This is a genomic window from Larkinella terrae, assembly GCF_009668025.1.
GTDB lineage: Bacteria > Bacteroidota > Bacteroidia > Cytophagales > Spirosomataceae > Larkinella > Larkinella terrae.
Genome location: NZ_WJXZ01000001.1, coordinates 690,238 through 705,749 on the forward strand (window position 1 = coordinate 690,238; position 15,512 = coordinate 705,749).

The 15,512-nt window shown below is 49.2% G+C and carries 10 protein-coding genes; 9 read left to right on the forward strand and 1 reads right to left on the reverse strand.

Features of this window, described 5'->3' with window-relative positions:
• The first annotated feature begins 24 nt into the window (after positions 1–24).
• The 9 genes from GJJ30_RS02885 (at position 25) to GJJ30_RS02925 (ending at position 12,923) form a co-directional block, all read left to right on the forward strand.
• A complete protein-coding gene (locus GJJ30_RS02885) occupies positions 25–663 on the forward strand; it encodes an NAD(P)H-binding protein (RefSeq protein ID WP_154172942.1) in 639 nt (212 codons plus the stop codon).
• 121 nt (positions 664–784) lie between these two features.
• On the forward strand, positions 785–3,079 hold the full coding sequence (locus GJJ30_RS02890; protein WP_154172944.1) for a histidine kinase dimerization/phosphoacceptor domain -containing protein: 2,295 nt from the start codon (positions 785–787) through the stop codon (positions 3,077–3,079).
• Positions 3,080–3,571: 492 nt separating this feature from the next.
• Positions 3,572–4,945 carry a TolC family protein gene (locus tag GJJ30_RS02895; RefSeq protein WP_170299105.1) on the forward strand — a complete coding sequence of 458 codons (1,374 nt, stop codon included), beginning with the start codon at positions 3,572–3,574 and terminating at the stop codon, positions 4,943–4,945.
• A 48-nt stretch (positions 4,946–4,993) separates the two neighbouring features.
• Positions 4,994–6,022: an efflux RND transporter periplasmic adaptor subunit gene (locus GJJ30_RS02900; protein ID WP_154172948.1), complete on the forward strand. Its 1,029-nt coding sequence runs from the start codon at positions 4,994–4,996 to the stop codon at positions 6,020–6,022.
• A 6-nt stretch (positions 6,023–6,028) separates the two neighbouring features.
• Positions 6,029–9,073: an efflux RND transporter permease subunit gene (locus GJJ30_RS02905; protein ID WP_154172950.1), complete on the forward strand. Its 3,045-nt coding sequence runs from the start codon at positions 6,029–6,031 to the stop codon at positions 9,071–9,073.
• On the forward strand, positions 9,070–11,181 hold the full coding sequence (locus GJJ30_RS02910) for a cbb3-type cytochrome c oxidase subunit I (RefSeq protein ID WP_154172952.1): 2,112 nt from the start codon (positions 9,070–9,072) through the stop codon (positions 11,179–11,181). Before GJJ30_RS02905 ends, GJJ30_RS02910 begins: the two co-directional genes overlap by 4 nt.
• A gap of 18 nt (positions 11,182–11,199) precedes the next feature.
• Positions 11,200–12,207: a cbb3-type cytochrome c oxidase subunit II gene (locus GJJ30_RS02915; protein WP_154172954.1), complete on the forward strand. Its 1,008-nt coding sequence runs from the start codon at positions 11,200–11,202 to the stop codon at positions 12,205–12,207.
• Positions 12,208–12,256: 49 nt separating this feature from the next.
• Positions 12,257–12,529: a hypothetical protein gene (locus tag GJJ30_RS02920; RefSeq protein WP_154172956.1), complete on the forward strand. Its 273-nt coding sequence runs from the start codon at positions 12,257–12,259 to the stop codon at positions 12,527–12,529.
• Positions 12,519–12,923, forward strand: coding sequence for a cytochrome C (locus GJJ30_RS02925; RefSeq protein ID WP_154172958.1), 405 nt, complete (start codon positions 12,519–12,521; stop codon positions 12,921–12,923). Before GJJ30_RS02920 ends, GJJ30_RS02925 begins: the two co-directional genes overlap by 11 nt.
• Positions 12,924–13,437: 514 nt before the next feature.
• On the opposite strand, the gene GJJ30_RS02930 is transcribed toward GJJ30_RS02925, so the two are convergent.
• Positions 13,438–15,393, reverse strand: a complete 1,956-nt coding sequence (locus GJJ30_RS02930; RefSeq protein WP_154172960.1) for a hypothetical protein — start codon at positions 15,391–15,393, stop codon at positions 13,438–13,440.
• Between the last annotated feature and the right edge of the window lie 119 nt (positions 15,394–15,512).

The following is a 15,512-nucleotide window of genomic DNA, read 5'->3' on the forward strand; positions in this document are numbered from 1 at the left end:
ACTGTTGGGCTAAACCCATGAACGATGAAAGCGCTACTCATTGGAGCAACGGGAGCAACGGGTAAAGACCTGGTGACAACTCTATTGCAGGATTCATACTATACTGAAATCGTGACGTTTGTACGCCGTCCTACCGGCATCACTCATCCCAACCTATTCGAGGTGGTCACGGATTTTGACCAGCTGGAAGAAGTGTCGGGTTTCATCAACGGCGATATCTGGTTTTCCTGTCTGGGAACGACACTGAAAACGGCAGGCTCAAAGGAGAATCAGCGGCATATCGACTATGAAATTCCGGCAAACTTCGCCCGGATCGCCAAAAGAAACGGTGTTTCAAGGGCGGTTTTGCTCTCGGCCTATGGGGCTTCGGCGACCAGCAATGTGTTCTATTCCAATATCAAGGGCCAGTTGGAAGATACCATTGGCCACCTGGCCTTTGAGCAGTACATCATTTTCAGACCGGGGCTGTTACTACGGAAGGATTCGGATCGTTTCGGAGAGCGGCTGAGCGCCGGGGTGTTAAATTTTCTGAATGGGTTGAAAGTACTTACGCGGTTTCAGCCCTTGCCAACCTCAACGCTGGCGGCCAAACTGGCAAAAGCGCCTAAAATTCTCCCCGCCGGAACGCACGTGATTGAATTGGACCAAATCGCCCGGTTTTGAAGGGTTGGATTGGTGAAGCTCTTGCCTTTGACTGGCTGGCTAAAAATCAGGCGTTTAACTGACGGTAAAAAGCCTCTGGGCTTATAGCAAGGTAGTAAGAATTTGTAATTCCGCTTAGCCCATGAAACGATCGCTCATTTTTCTACTGATTTCGGGACTGTCGCTGGTTCATTACGCCCATGCGCAATCAGGAGTGGAGTTAAATCGCTCAAAAGAGATCAATCAGGTAAAGCGCGAACTCCAGATTAGTAAATTCGATACCAACCAGGCCAGGCTGTTGTTGAAGCTGGCGCTGATATACCTCTACAAACCGGATGAACAGGCGAGTGACCTGGACACGACGCTCAAGCTGATTCGGCAAGTCTACGCCATAAGCCGACACTTACATTACACGAAGGGGTTGGGTAATGCCTATTTGTTTGGGGCTCAGGCTCACCGGGAGAATGGAAATTCAAAACTGGGCCGAAAATTTGCCCAAATGGCGTTGACCATTTTTACCCGCATTTCGGCCGATGCCGAAAAAGCAATGGCTTATTTGGAAGTTTCCAGAAGTTACGGAATTAGTCAGGAAGAATTCCCATTTCGGATTCAGAATCACGAAAAAGCTCTGCTCCTCTTTCAGAAAACAGGCAACCGGGAACGGGAAGCCGTCACTTTGAAGGAATTAGGTGAGTTCGAAAATTTAAGTGGATTCAGAACAAAGGCCCTTCTCCATCTGAAGCAGTCTCTGGCAATCTACCAGGTCATTGGTGATGCGCGTGTACAGGAAGTTTACTGCTTACTTGGACAGGTTAGTTCAAAATTAGGCGATTTCAGAAGCGGTGTCAACTATGGCCTGTTAGCGCTTAAAACGGCCGAAGCGGTCGAGGATACTACGATGCTTTTATGCACAATCTATAACCACCTGGGCATAACGTATCACTTGTCTAAAGATTCAAAAGCGGCCACTAACTGCTTTAAAAGCGCCTTACGAATAGCGCAACAGTACCATGACATTCCGACCATCCAACTGCTCACGGGGAACTTGACCTCTACCAGCAGCGATTATGCTCAAAACATACGGTTATTAAAATCATTGGAAAGACATTCTTCTCCACTCGATAAAGAGTTACAATTTATGATTTATACTCGATTGGTTGGTAACTACAGCAAGCTACGCCAATTTAACTGGGCGCAATTCTATTGTGACCGATTTGAAAAATTAAGACAGGAGTTAGGTAACCACGATAAATTGGGCTATGTCACCCTATATCTCAATGTTATATTTTTTTACATTGACACGCACCAATACCGGAAAGCTCACTCGTTGCTGGATGACCTAATCGAGTCAAGTAAGACTAATCATTATACGTCATTTCATATTGCACTTTACCAAGCTTGGTTTAAGTTAGATTCAGCGCAACGGGATTATCCTTCCGCCATTGCCCACTATCAGCGATATAGCTTCCTGAAGGATTCTGTGTTAACCGAGACAAAAAATCAGGATATTGCCAGATTTCAGGTTGAATTTGAAACCAGCCAAAAAGAACAACAACTGCTGCTAAAGGAAAAAAACATTCAGTTACTTACCAATCGAAACCAGGTACAGCAAGCTACTCTGGAACGCAATGCCCTCCAGCGCAACAGCACCATTGGCGGGGCGGTTTTGCTGCTCCTGCTTTTGGGGCTGACCTACAACCGCTACCGGCTGAAACAACGAACCAACCGGCAACTGGAAGCCAAACAGTTTCTCATCGACCAGAAAAATCAGGTGCTGCAACAGGTAGTCGAAGAGAAGGAGAACCTGCTGGAAGAGAAAGAGGAATTACTCGAAGAGCGGGAATGGATGCTGCGGGAAATTCATCACCGGGTCAAGAACAACTTACAGGTTATTTCCAGTATGCTCCACTCCCAGGTGGAATTTCTCCACGATCCTGTTGCACTGGCGACCCTGCGCGAGAGCCAGAACCGGGTGCAGGTGATGGCCCTGATTCATCAGAAACTTTACCAGACCGACAACCTGGCCCAGATTGGCATGCGGGATTACATTCACCAGATTGTCGAGTACCTGATCGAATCCTTCGACCGCCAAAAAACCGTCAGGACCGTCTGTGAAATTGCGGACGTAAATTTTGATGTGTCGCTGGCCACACCCCTGGGGTTGATTATCAACGAAGCATTGACCAACTCATTGAAGTACGCCTTTCCTCAAAACCGCCACGGAACGGTATGGGTGATCCTGGCCGCTTTGGAGAACCAAACCTACCGGTTGACCCTGCGCGATGACGGGATCGGTCTGCCAGCCGACTTTGATGTGGCTTGTAGCAACACCCTGGGCCTGACCATGATTCGGGGCTTGAGCCGCCAGATTGAGGCCGACCTGAGCATTAAGCAGCTTGGTGGGGTCGAAGTCAATCTGATCCTGAAAGAACAGTGAATGGCCCGTACCATGGCTCGACTCCGAATAATTAGGAATTTTGTGATCGTTACCTCCGAACGTATCGGAGACCTGTTCGTGCCCCCTTTCTTGCCCATCTTTAAAGTCGGCACTAATCAACTGACTATCAAGACATTGAAAGTATTGTATCCATTTTTAGTGTTTATCACCTCAGATGGCATGTGATTGGTTACTAGAGTCAACAAACCACCATAGGACATAAAACGACCACCCGTGACAGCCCTTTATTCATGGGCTAGATGATGCTATATTCTCTTGAAGTTCTTTAAACGACCTGGTTCATGGACCATTCACACGAGTGGACCACCTTATTCAGGAAGCAGTTTAAAACGAAATTCAAAAATTACGTATATACACGACCGTTCTTCAGGTACGGTCTCTATTGTTCCTTTCAAAAATAAATAAACCAGTCTGCTTAAGCAGATTGGTGAAATAGAACTTCTTGTTTTGTAATAACCGGTGAATATGTTGATGGCTAAACTATTGGGAAACTTTTGGGCCTATCTGACCTTGACGTGGTTCACGTTCTTTCACGCGGATACCTACGGGCAGTCTTCACTAGACGGTTATATCCGGGAAGGACTGGCGAACAACCTGGTCATCCGGCAGAAGAACCTCACGTTGCAGCAGGCGCAACAATCATTGCAAATTGCACGCAGCTACTTCCTTCCCTCGGTGAGTTTGCTGGGCGATTACCTTTCCGCCGAAGGAGGCCGAAACATTGCCATTCCTGTCGGCGACTTGTTAAATCCGGTGTATTCGACACTCAATCAGCTCATTGGCAATCCCGCTTTCCCGACGATCGGGAACGTAAAACAGAATTTCCTTCCCAAAAACTTTTATGATGTCCGGCTTAGGACCTCGGTGCCGCTGATCAATACCGATCTCTATGGAAACCGGGCTATTCAGAGCCAGCAGATCAGGATGAAGCAATACGAACTGGAGGTGTACAAACGCGAGTTGGTGGCCATGATCAAAACCGCCTATTTCCATTACCTCGCGGCCACACAGGCCGTCAGGATTTACGAAAGCGCCAGGTTGTTGGTCAACAAAAATGTTGAGGTGAATGCCTCGCTGCTCAGGAACGGAAAAGGATTGTCGGCCAACTACCTGCGCTCCAAAAGTGAAGCGGAAAAAATTACGGCGGAACTCAATGGTGCCCGCAACAAACAGACCAACGCCCGGAAGTACATCAACTTTCTGCTTAATAAGCCGCTGGATACCGAAGTCGACGAAACATTCAGCCAGGGTGAACCCACCTTACTGGACACGGCTTCGGCCCACACCGGCAACCGGGAAGAGTTGCTTATCATACAGACGGCTAAAGAAATTAACGAATCCCAAATGCGCATGAGCAAACTGGCCCGCCTGCCCAAAGTGAATGCCTTTCTCGACCTGGGTTCGCAGGCATATGACTGGCGATACAATGAACAGTCGCGCTACTACCTGCTGGGGATTCAGCTTACGGTTCCTTTGTTTCAGGGGTTTCGCAACACGATGCAGATCCGGCAAAACGGCCTTGAGCTTGAGAAAACCGGGCTCAACCTGACCTATACCCAAAATCAGTTGCAGATGGCAGCAGAAGTCGCCGGAAATGAGCTGGTTACCGCGAGCCGGAATTATCTGGCTTCGCGCGGACAGTTGACATCGGCCCAAAGCTATTTCACCCTGATCGAAAAAGGGTATCAGCAAGGCGTGAACAGCCTGATCGAATACCTAGACGCGCGTAACCAGCTTACTTCCTCGCAACTCCAGCAATTGATTCGCTGGTTTGAGATGCGCATGGCGGAGGCCAGGCTTGAACGGGAAACCGCTTCCTACTCATTCGAGAAAGATCTCCCTTAACGATATAGTACTATGAAAATCAACCATTTAACTTGCGCCATCCGCACAATGGAATGGACCGCGCTTGCCATCTTGCTACTGTCGTGTGGCCGTAACGAAGAAAAACGCGGTCTCCCGAAAACTACCGAACGGGTTCCGGTCAAGGTCATGGCACTTGTGCAAAGTAAGCAAACCCGGATCGTATCCACATCGGGGCAGTTGACCACCGATGACGAAACGATCCTGTCCTTCAAAACCGGTGGGGTCGTGAACGCGGTACTCGTAAAAGAAGGCGACCCGATCAGGAAAGGTCAATTGCTGGCCACGCTGAACCTGACCGAGATCAATGCCCAGGTGGCGCAGGCCCGCAAGGGGTATGAGAAAGCCCAGCGTGACTTCCAGCGGGTAACGAATCTATACCAGGACAGCGTGGCGACGCTGGAACAATGGCAAAACGCCGAGACAGGATTTTTTGTGGCCAAAGAACAACTGAATACGGCCAGTTTTAACCGCAGTTTTTCAGAAATTCACGCTTCCGCCAACGGATACATTCTCCACAAATTTGTCAACGCGGGTCAGGTGGTGGCAAGCGGGAGCCCGATTCTGCTGACCAATGGTGCAACGCCGGGAAAGTGGCTCTTGCGAGCCGGTGTCAGCGACCGGCAATGGGCAATGATTGAAGCCCACGATGGAGCTCAGGTTCATATTGATGCCTTTCCGGACCAAACATTCCAGGCCAGGGTGATCCGTAAATCAAAACGGGCCGACCTGCAAAGCGGAGCCTTTACGGTTGAGTTGGAAGTGAACAGCAAGAAGTTCAACCTGGCGACAGGCATGTTTGCCGCTGTCGACATTCAATCCGGCGCGTCGGAAAGTACCTGGAGCATTCCGTATGAAGCCGTCCTCGACGGGAATGACAATACCGGTTTTGTCTTCGTCACGAATGACAACAAAACGGCAATCCGGCAGCCAGTCACTATTGAGTCATTCAATGGCCAGACCATCCGCATCAGCAAAGGGCTGGAGAAGGCACAGTCCCTGATTATATCCGGGAGCAGCTATCTCACCGACGGTTCGCGGGTTCAAATTGTAAAGTAAGCAAGCATGAAGATCTCGGAATTCGCCGTCAGGAATTACCAGTTCACGCTCATCCTGTTTTTGATGACGATTGTGGTCGGGCTAACTACCTTATTCACCATGCCCCGCAACGAAGATCCTGAATTTATAGGCCGTCAATATGCCGTAGTGGTGGTGTACCCTGGCACCAGCCCGGAAGATATGGAAGAGCTGGTCGTGGACCCCATCGAGGAGAAAGTCAACGAACTCGATGACATCAAACGAATCCGTACCACCATTCAGGACGGGCTGGCCGTGGTGCGCGTGCAGTTCAGGCATGAGGTCGACCCGGACGAAAAATACCAGGAGCTGGTTCGGGAAGTGAACGGACTCCGGGCCGAGCTACCTGCCGACATTTTCAGTATCGAAACACAAAAATTTCTACCGTCGGACGTGAACATTATTCAGGTGGCGCTCCTCTCGGAAAATGCATCACGGTCGAGCCTAAAGTTTCACGCCGAAAAATTGAAAGATGAGCTGGAAAAAGTACCGGCCCTCAAGAACGTCGAGATTCAGGGGCTTCCTGAGCAGATTGTCCGAATCGAATTACGGTTGGAAAAAATCGCCCAGATGCACATTCCCCTCGCTGCCATTGCCGGTAGTATTCAAAGTGAAATGGCCAATATTCCGGGGGGAAGTCTGGAGGCCGGTTCGCGCTCGTTTAGTGTAAAAACCAGCGGGAACTACAAATCGCTGGAGGAGATCAACAACACCATCGTTTACTCGGCCAACGGAAAAGATATTTTGCTGAGTGACGTCGCCAGCGCGTATAGCACCTTCGACGAAGCCCGGCACATCACCCGGTTGAATGGCCACCGGGCTGTCTTTTTGGTGGCAGCACAGAAAGCCGGGCTGAACATCTCCCGCACGCAAACAATGTATAAACCGGTGCTGGAAAAATTCACCAAGACGCTGCCAGCGAACATCAGCCTAGTGCACCATTTCGATCAGGCCGACAATGTGAATGGCCGCATGGCCGGTTTGGGGAAAGACTTCCTGATCGCCATTCTGCTGGTATCGATCACCCTGCTGCCGCTTGGATTTCGGTCGGCGCTCATCGTGATGATGTCTATTCCCTTATCCCTGGCCATTGGTCTTGTGTTGCTGAATTTATTCGGGATTAGCCTCAACCAATTAAGTATTGTTGGGTTGGTGGTTGCCCTGGGGCTGCTGGTCGATGACAGCATTGTGGTTATTGAGAACATCGAGCGTTGGATTCGCGACGGTTATCCGCCCCGTGATGCCGCCCTGAAAGCCACCACCCAGATTGGTCTTGCCGTGGTCGGATGCACCGTTACCCTGATCATCGCGTTTATGCCGTTGGTGTTTTTGCCGGAAGGGGCGGGCGATTTTATCCGAAGCCTACCGATGGCGGTGATCATGACCGTGCTGGCTTCCATGCTGGTATCGCTCACAATCATCCCGTTCCTCTCCAGCCGACTATTGAAACATCATGCCCAGGAGGGCGGCAATATTTTTCTGCGCGGATTACAGAAACTCATCCACGGAAGTTACGCGCCGTTGCTCGACAAGGCCCTGAAACATCCGGTGATCACGCTGGTGGTGGCAGCCTTGCTATTCGGCGGTTCGCTGCGGCTCTTTCCGGTGATCGGTTTCACCTTGTTTCCAGCATCGGAAAAACCGCAATTCCTGATCAACGTTATCACCCCGCTTCAAACCAACCTGACAAAAACAGATGCGGTGGCGCACGATATTGAAACGATTCTGGACGACGTGCCGGAAGTGAACTATTACGCCACCAATGTCGGCAAAGGCAATCCCCGGATCTATTACAACGTCATGCAGGGGAGCGAACATACAGATTTTGCCCAGTTGTTTGTTCAGTTGGATACGCACACGCCACCCGACCGAAAACTGGCGATCATCCACTCGCTCCGTGACCGGTTCGACCACTATCCCGGTGCCCGGATTGAAGTGAAGAACTTCGAGCAGGGACCACCCGTACTAGCACCCGTGGAGATTCGTCTGTCGGGCGATCATCTGGATACCTTACGGGCCTGGGCAGGTCGGGTCGAAGCGATGCTGAAGCAGACCGAGGGGATCATGTATGTAGACAATCCCATCAGTAACCTGAAAAGCGATGTACGCGTAGCGATCAACCAGCAGAAATCCCGCATGTTAGGCATCAATACCGTGGATATCGACCGCACTATCCGGCTTGCCGTGGCCGGTTGGAAAATGGGGAGTTTCCCGGATGCGGAAGGCGACAAATACGACGTCATCCTGACCACGCCCCGAAACGAACGCGTTACGCTGGCCTCGCTGAGTAACCTGTTTGTCAATAACCGTCAGGGGGCAGCCGTTCCTCTTGAGCAGATTGCCTCGCTGAAACTGGAGGCTTCACCCCTAAGTATTGACCATTACAACAAAACCAGAACCGTATCGGTATCGGCCTTCGTCCAGAAAGGGTATCTGAATGACCAGGTGATTCGGGACGTAAAGGGCCAGATGGATCGATTCAACTTGCCATCGGGCTATACCTTTATGATGGGGGGCGAGGTTGAGGCAAGCAGCGATTCCTTCGGTGGGTTGGGGGTTATCATTACCGTCACGGTGTTCCTCTTTATTGCGGTACTGGTGTTGATGTTCAAGACTTTCAAGAGTATGCTGATTGTGTTGAGCGTGATCCCGCTGGGCATTGTTGGGGCGGTGCTGGGTTTGCTGCTCACGGGTAATTCACTGTCATTCGTGGCCATCATCGGTCTGATCGCCCTGGCCGGTGTTGAGGTAAAAAACTCAATCCTGCTCGTTGACTTCACCAATCAGTTGCGGGAGCAAGGCAAATCGGTCGATGAGGCCATCCGGGAAGCGGGAGAAATTCGCTTCCTGCCGATCGTGCTGACTTCACTTACGGCCATTGGCGGTTTGTTGCCCATTGCGCTTTCCCCGAATCCGCTGATCGCGCCACTCGCTATTGTGCTCATCAGTGGGCTCATTAGCTCAACGCTCTTATCCCGTATTGTGACCCCCGTCGTGTATAAACTGATTCCTCCTAAAGTGGATGTGCTATGAATACGAAACGTAAATCCTGCTGTAGCGTCGTACCCCTGTTTCTGCTGGCCAGCCCGGTCGTAGCGGCCGATACTGGAATGGGTCTGGTGATGTGGTCAATAGTACTGGTGGCTTTTGTGATCGCACTGCTCATTCTCTGGCTGGCTATTCAGACGAAGAATGTTATCCGCAGCTATTTGACCGGCAAAAGCGAGCCGTCTCAGCCTTACGAAAACTACCTGACGAACTTACAATCCGACGAAATTCAGGTGTTGCTTGACATGCAGCGTAAGTCAGATGCCGTAAAACGACCTGGCCAGATGGCTGCGGTCTTATTCGCATCCGGTCTGTTGGCTCCTTTTACTGCCCAGGCACAGGCAACCGGCTCACTGCTCAGTCAGGAAGGCATTTTGATTACCATTTTCCTGCTTGTGATCCCAATGGTGATCGGAGTTTTTATCCTGGCCGTAAAAATCAAAAGCCGGTTGAACCAGCTAAAAAACCGGCATCAGGCAGCACAGGCCCGGCAACTGGCGGGTTTTGTGAAGCGGATGCCCTTAGCGGCTTCTATACCGGAACTTCTCACGCGTAAGCAAGCGCTTGACTTCAGGCTGACCAACCAGGAATTGGCCGGAAACGAGCCGCCATCGGATGCCAAAGGGCTCATTGGCAACGTTCAGGTTGAGGTGAACCCTCCTTTTGTAGCCCGCAAGAAAAAGGCGATTCAACGCCCAAAGATCGATCCTGAACTGGCGCGGCTGATCAACTGGTTTATCGGGTGTGCCGGGTTCTGGCTTTTGTTGGGCACAACGGTCGGCGAATACCTGGGCATCAAGTTTGTAGCCCCGGATGTCGATGGGGTCAGTTGGCTCAGTTTTGGCCGACTACGCCCAGTGCATACCAATTCCGTTTTTTGGGGCTGGGCATCGCTGGCCATGTTGGGATTAGGGCACTACGTAGTCCCCCGTGTGAGTAATACATCACTGTACAGCATCCGATTAGGCTGGTATTCACTCATCCTGATCAACGTGGCCGTCCTAACAGGGACCTTGTTTTTGATGGGCGGAATCAATAACGGGGGTGGGGAATATCGGGAGTACATCTGGCCGGTCATGCTGAGCTTTTCCATAGGACTTTTCCTTACGTTGCTCAATTTTTTCCAGACTGTCGGCACCCGAACCACCACCGAGATTTACATTTCCAACTGGTACATCATCTCGGCGATTCTGTTTGGGATTACGATTGTCCTGGTTGCTTATCTGCCTTTCTGGCAAAACGGGTTGGGTGAAACCATCATCCAGGGGTATTATATGCACCAGGGCGTAGGGATGTGGTTCATGCTTTTTACGTTGGGCATCGTGTACTACTTTTTGCCGCAGCAGCTTAACCGACCGATCTATTCCTACAGTCTGGGCATCCTGGCGTTCTGGGCGCAAATCCTTTTTTATACGTTGATCGGTACGCATCACTTCGTGTTCAGCGCCATTCCGTGGTGGCTGCAAACGCTGGCCATTGTCGGCAGTGTGGGCATGGTAATTCCGGTGGTGGCCGGTACAACCAATTTCCTGATGACCTTCCGGGGCAGTTGGCATAAGCTTGCCGATAGCTATACGCTACCGTTCTTCCTGACGGGTGTCGTCTTTTATTTCACCGGATCACTGCAAGGGACGGCCGAAGCCTTCCGGTTTACCAACCTGGTCTGGCATTTCACTGATTTTACGGTCGCCCATTCGCACCTGACCATGTACGGGATTATCTCCTTCCTGCTTTGGGCCTCCATCTACGCCCTGGTGCCGCGCTTGACGGGTCAGGAGCCTCCTCAGATTACTGTGGGTGTCCATTTCTGGCTGGCCCTGCTCGGTCTGCTGTTTTACACGGTTCCGCTGATGTATGGCAGCACGTTACGAGGCCTGATGTGGATGGAGGGAAAGCCATTCATCGAGAGCGTGGTACTAATGGCCCCTTACTGGCTCTGGCGGGCGATCGGCGGCTCGTTGATGTGGCTGTCACACGTATTCTTTGCGTATAACCTCTACCGCATGCTACGGATAGATACGACGTTTAGCGTGCGTGATGCCGCTTTCGACCAGTTGAAGGCCGAGTATTCCGATGCTGAATCAACCAGGTGATGTATACCCAGAAAACGTATGTACTTCTTCGATAATCCTACCAAATTATTTGGCATCGCTTTAGGCCTGTTTCTAGTCTTAACGGCTTTTGTCGCCATTATGCCCGCCATGACGAATCAACGGAACAATGCACCGTTGCCGGGAAGCGTCCAGCTTAGCGAAGAAGCTCAAAAGGGTAAGGCGTTGTTTATTGCCAATGGCTGCGTAGCCTGCCATACCCAGCAGGTCCGCAATGTAGCGATGGACCAGGTTTGGGGTGAACGACCGGGGTTGCCTGCTGACTATGCCCAGATGGAGCGAACGGATTTCTGGCGCAATACCGCCACCCTTATGGGCACCGAACGAACCGGCCCCGATTTGACCTCCGTGGGCACTCGCCAACCCAGTAAGGAATGGAATCTGGTCCATTTATTCAACCCCAGGATTGTGGTTAAGGAATCGGTTATGCCAGCCTATCGGTGGCTGTTTGACACCAAACCGGAAGCCGCTGCTGGTGAAACCGTCGTCAGTATACCCGACTCATTCAAGAGGAGTAAAGGCGTGGTCGTAGCTAAGCCGGAAGCGCTGCAACTGGTCGCTTACCTGCAATCGCTGAAACAGGCAAAGCTGCCCAATCCGTCGGACGTTCCGGCGTTTCTGTACGAAAAACAATCAGCCGCGCAAACGGGCTCGGCTACAGGTCAAAGTACTTTGCCCAATGGTCAGGCACTATATGCTACTCACTGCCAGGCCTGCCATCAGGAAAATGGAGAGGGGTTAAAAGGAGCATTCCCGCCGTTGAAAGGCAGCCGGATTGTCCTTGACCCCAATCCAAAAATGATGCTGGCTATCATTCTGAAGGGGTATGACGCCAGGCCGGAATTTGGCGTTATGCCCGCTGTGGGCACCAATGCCAATCTGAAACCGGAAGAAATACAGGCAATTATAAATCACGAGCGAACCAGTTGGGGAAACAATACCACCAAAGTGACAGCCGCCGAAGTAACCAGACTGATGGAGGCTATCAAGGGAGATTCAACTCAGTAACTTGCTCTGAATCAAGTTCGACTTGTACAGGATAACGAATAGCGAAATCATGAAAAAATACGGTATCCTCCTGATCACACTAATCGTTGCGCTCCCTGGTCTAGCCTGCCCGATTTGTGACGAAAACCAATCCAAGGTGCTTGGTAGAATTACACATGGCACCGGACCCGAAAGCCAATGGGATTATGTCATCATTGGCGTTATGATGTTGATCGTCCTGCTGACCCTTTTCTTCTCGATAAAATGGCTGCTTTATCCCGCAGAAAAGGCTGATAATCATATTAAAAGACGCATTCTAACCCTTTCGACCGATGCAGGATAAGAGCACCGTATACGTCTTCATCGACGACGGCCCTCAGCCGGTGGCCGTACTAGACACACCAGTGCGCTTCGAGCTGGACACCCGAAAGCTCATCGACGGCAAGCACACCCTGAAGATCATCAGCAAAGACCCATCTGGCAAGGAAGGCATACGACTGATTCCTTTTGAAGTCCGGAACGGTCCGGCGATTGTGTTAGAAGGTATTGACGAACATGCGGTGGTGGATGGAGTCGTCCCGCTGATGATTAATGCTTATGGCAAAGGGGACCAACACAAATTTTTGATTACTGGCAGTGAAACACCCCAGAGTATCCCTGCCTGGATTTGGATTCTGCTCATCAGTTTTGCCGGATGGGCGATCTTTTACCTGATCCGGTATTTCCAGTTGGCGTAGCCTCTAATCAATTGGCCTAATTCAATCTAATAACTTAAATCCCAATTATTGCCATGAAATCCAGTTTTGCCTTTGTAGCTGCTTTTGTGAGTATAGTACTTGCGGATCAACGTACGCACAAAGTTACACGCTGACAGTTGACATCAGGCCGTTTAGGGCCATCAATTTTTTTATAGACGAAAACAACAACAGCAAACTGGATAAAAGCATTTCAGGAAGAGACTCAGCAAAACGGCGGAGGTGAAGGCCTCTGCTGCCAAGAAGTTGTATCTTGATGGCAACAGCCGGGAAATGATCATGCCCCAGTTAGGTATTCTCAGGTTAATATACATTATAAGGTTGCGCAGGGAACCCTGTTCATAATTCTGCAACATTCTGTTGCAGAATTATGAACAGGAAACATTAATTATTCTTGAAAAGCAGCCGATATGGAACCCTTTTTCTTATACACTATTGAAAATTACCTGGGGTGTCATCTTAAGGTTTAATTGGATTAGAGCCTAAAACTGTCTGTTTATTTTAGCAAATACGAATGAATTATCACTTCAATAGAGGGATCGAAACCCGCTAGCCAACGTGCTTTTTGGTGAATAGTAATGTGTGTCATCCGTTTATTTCTGACATGTTGTGAAGTCAGAAACTCTTGGGCGTCTGCTAAGTTATCGACTCGGGAATTGACTAAAATCCCTTTCTCCAGTAGCGCAGGTACTGCCCGATAGCTTAATGAGGAATTGTTTTCAGTATGAAGTGTCATTAAAAGCTGCGGTGGTTGAAAACATACATTTAAAATGTTACCGAAAAAAGTATACCGAGTCTTTGCAAAAAGAACATGCAATACGGAGTCCGTGTCTGGCAGTGAAAGCTTCTCACCCAACTGAATCTGAACGGTTGTCTGCCGTATGAGTGCTAACTGTTTCGTTTCCCGATTCTTTTTTAAAAACAACTTTTGGGATGTCTGAGCAGCAACATGATACCGTTGCAAAATAGCCAGCATCGTTTGTGTTTCATCGGCCAGCGGGTATTTTCCATCAATCGATTCATAGTTATAAATAATCCAGTCTGGAGCCGTCTTTGACAGGTATTTTTCCCGGTTTTTACGATCTAAGTATTCATTATAAGCTTGATAGGATCGTAGAGTTGGGCGAGGATTATATACCAATCCGTTAAAATAAACTTCTGATACATCCGTGGGAATCACATCCGTCGTTTGATTGCCGATTCTTTGCCGGATCGAAAAAGGTATGGTTGGTTGCGGATCGGGGTATTTTTCCGAAGCCGCCCTTTTAAAATAATGAGTCACGAATTGTAGCTTCTGGGAGAAGATCGTTGCATAATTTACCGGTATATCCCCGAAAATGGGTACGAAAAACAGTTGATAGAAAATACAATTTAAAAGGAGATACATGAAGAATGTTTTTCGAACCCATTCCTCCTGAACACAGACCACGATTATCACTATTAGTAGACTGGACTGTTTGATAAAAGCGGTCATATGTCCTTCATCCGCTCTCGTAAAAGCATATTTTAGCACAATGAATGACAATATTAGTGTCCAGAAAAGGGCAAATAGCGTATTGAATTGTTCTTTTTTTGGTCTATTTGTCAATGAAACATGTTTAATCAGGTACGATATCGCTGCTATGAATTGCAAAGAATACAATCCGTATGAAAATGCAGCCAGACGTAACTTGTGCTCAGGAAATATCGCTTGTGATTCATTATAGCCATTGACCACGTAGAAACTGGAAACAATATACTCGATCAAATCAGTTTGAAGCAAATATGCTCCTAAAACCAGTAGCAAGCCTAAAAGACCAAAAATTGTCAAAAATTGAATCAGGTTTATCCTTTTGTTCAGGTAGAGATAGTATAACAATGAAACCATGAAGCCGATGGCAATAAGTCCAAAATTAACCTTCATGAAAAAGTTGATGGCACAAACAATTGTCAGACAACAAAGTAGACCAATGTTGGCGGAAGGATGAAAGATTGAGCGGATTCCCCAATAGACGACGATGTAAAACCAGGTAAAGTGAATCCATTCGCCCCACATGCTGTTGACAATGGCCCAGATCGGAAAATAAGCGCACAAATGCCAAGCTTTGAGGGGATTAGGAAGAAAGCTGTACAAGAGGCAAGCGACATTAAGGGCAAAAAAGGTATCTACCAACAAAAGTTCGATCGGGTGTGTGACGATGACATACCGCTGAAGCCACCGGCCCAAAGGGCCGTAGGTAAAAATGATATCCCGCCCCCAGGTGAGTTTTTTCTGGTGGATCAGTTCCAGCGCAATTCGCCATGAGTTATCGATGCCTGCGGTTGGGACATGGGCAAAATCAAGATAAGGAAAGGTGAGCAATAAAAGTAGTGCCACGAAGCTATACTTGATGGTCAGGCTCTCAATCTGAGTATTGATGAGTTTGTTAAAGGTGCTCTGGGCGGAACGATGGTAGATGGTGGACGATAACATATTGATTCAATGTCTTTGTTGTGGGATAGACAGCATTCAGAATTGATCTTTTTGCATCACATACAAGGGTGGAAAGCTTACCTAAAAACAGCCGAATCATTAATGCCGTAATAGAATAA

Excerpts from the sequence above, each read along its gene's own strand:
- GJJ30_RS02885 (WP_154172942.1), top strand. The coding sequence starts at position 25 with ATGAAAGCGCTACTCATTGGAGCAACGGGAGCAACGGGTAAAGACCTG.
- GJJ30_RS02890 (WP_154172944.1), top strand. The coding sequence starts at position 785 with ATGAAACGATCGCTCATTTTTCTACTGATTTCGGGACTGTCGCTGGTT.
- GJJ30_RS02895 (WP_170299105.1), top strand. The coding sequence starts at position 3,572 with ATGGCTAAACTATTGGGAAACTTTTGGGCCTATCTGACCTTGACGTGG.
- GJJ30_RS02900 (WP_154172948.1), top strand. The coding sequence starts at position 4,994 with ATGGAATGGACCGCGCTTGCCATCTTGCTACTGTCGTGTGGCCGTAAC.
- GJJ30_RS02905 (WP_154172950.1), top strand. The coding sequence starts at position 6,029 with ATGAAGATCTCGGAATTCGCCGTCAGGAATTACCAGTTCACGCTCATC.
- GJJ30_RS02910 (WP_154172952.1), top strand. The coding sequence starts at position 9,070 with ATGAATACGAAACGTAAATCCTGCTGTAGCGTCGTACCCCTGTTTCTG.
- GJJ30_RS02915 (WP_154172954.1), top strand. The coding sequence starts at position 11,200 with ATGTACTTCTTCGATAATCCTACCAAATTATTTGGCATCGCTTTAGGC.
- GJJ30_RS02920 (WP_154172956.1), top strand. The coding sequence starts at position 12,257 with ATGAAAAAATACGGTATCCTCCTGATCACACTAATCGTTGCGCTCCCT.
- GJJ30_RS02925 (WP_154172958.1), top strand. The coding sequence starts at position 12,519 with ATGCAGGATAAGAGCACCGTATACGTCTTCATCGACGACGGCCCTCAG.
- GJJ30_RS02930 (WP_154172960.1), bottom strand. The coding sequence starts at position 15,393 with ATGTTATCGTCCACCATCTACCATCGTTCCGCCCAGAGCACCTTTAAC.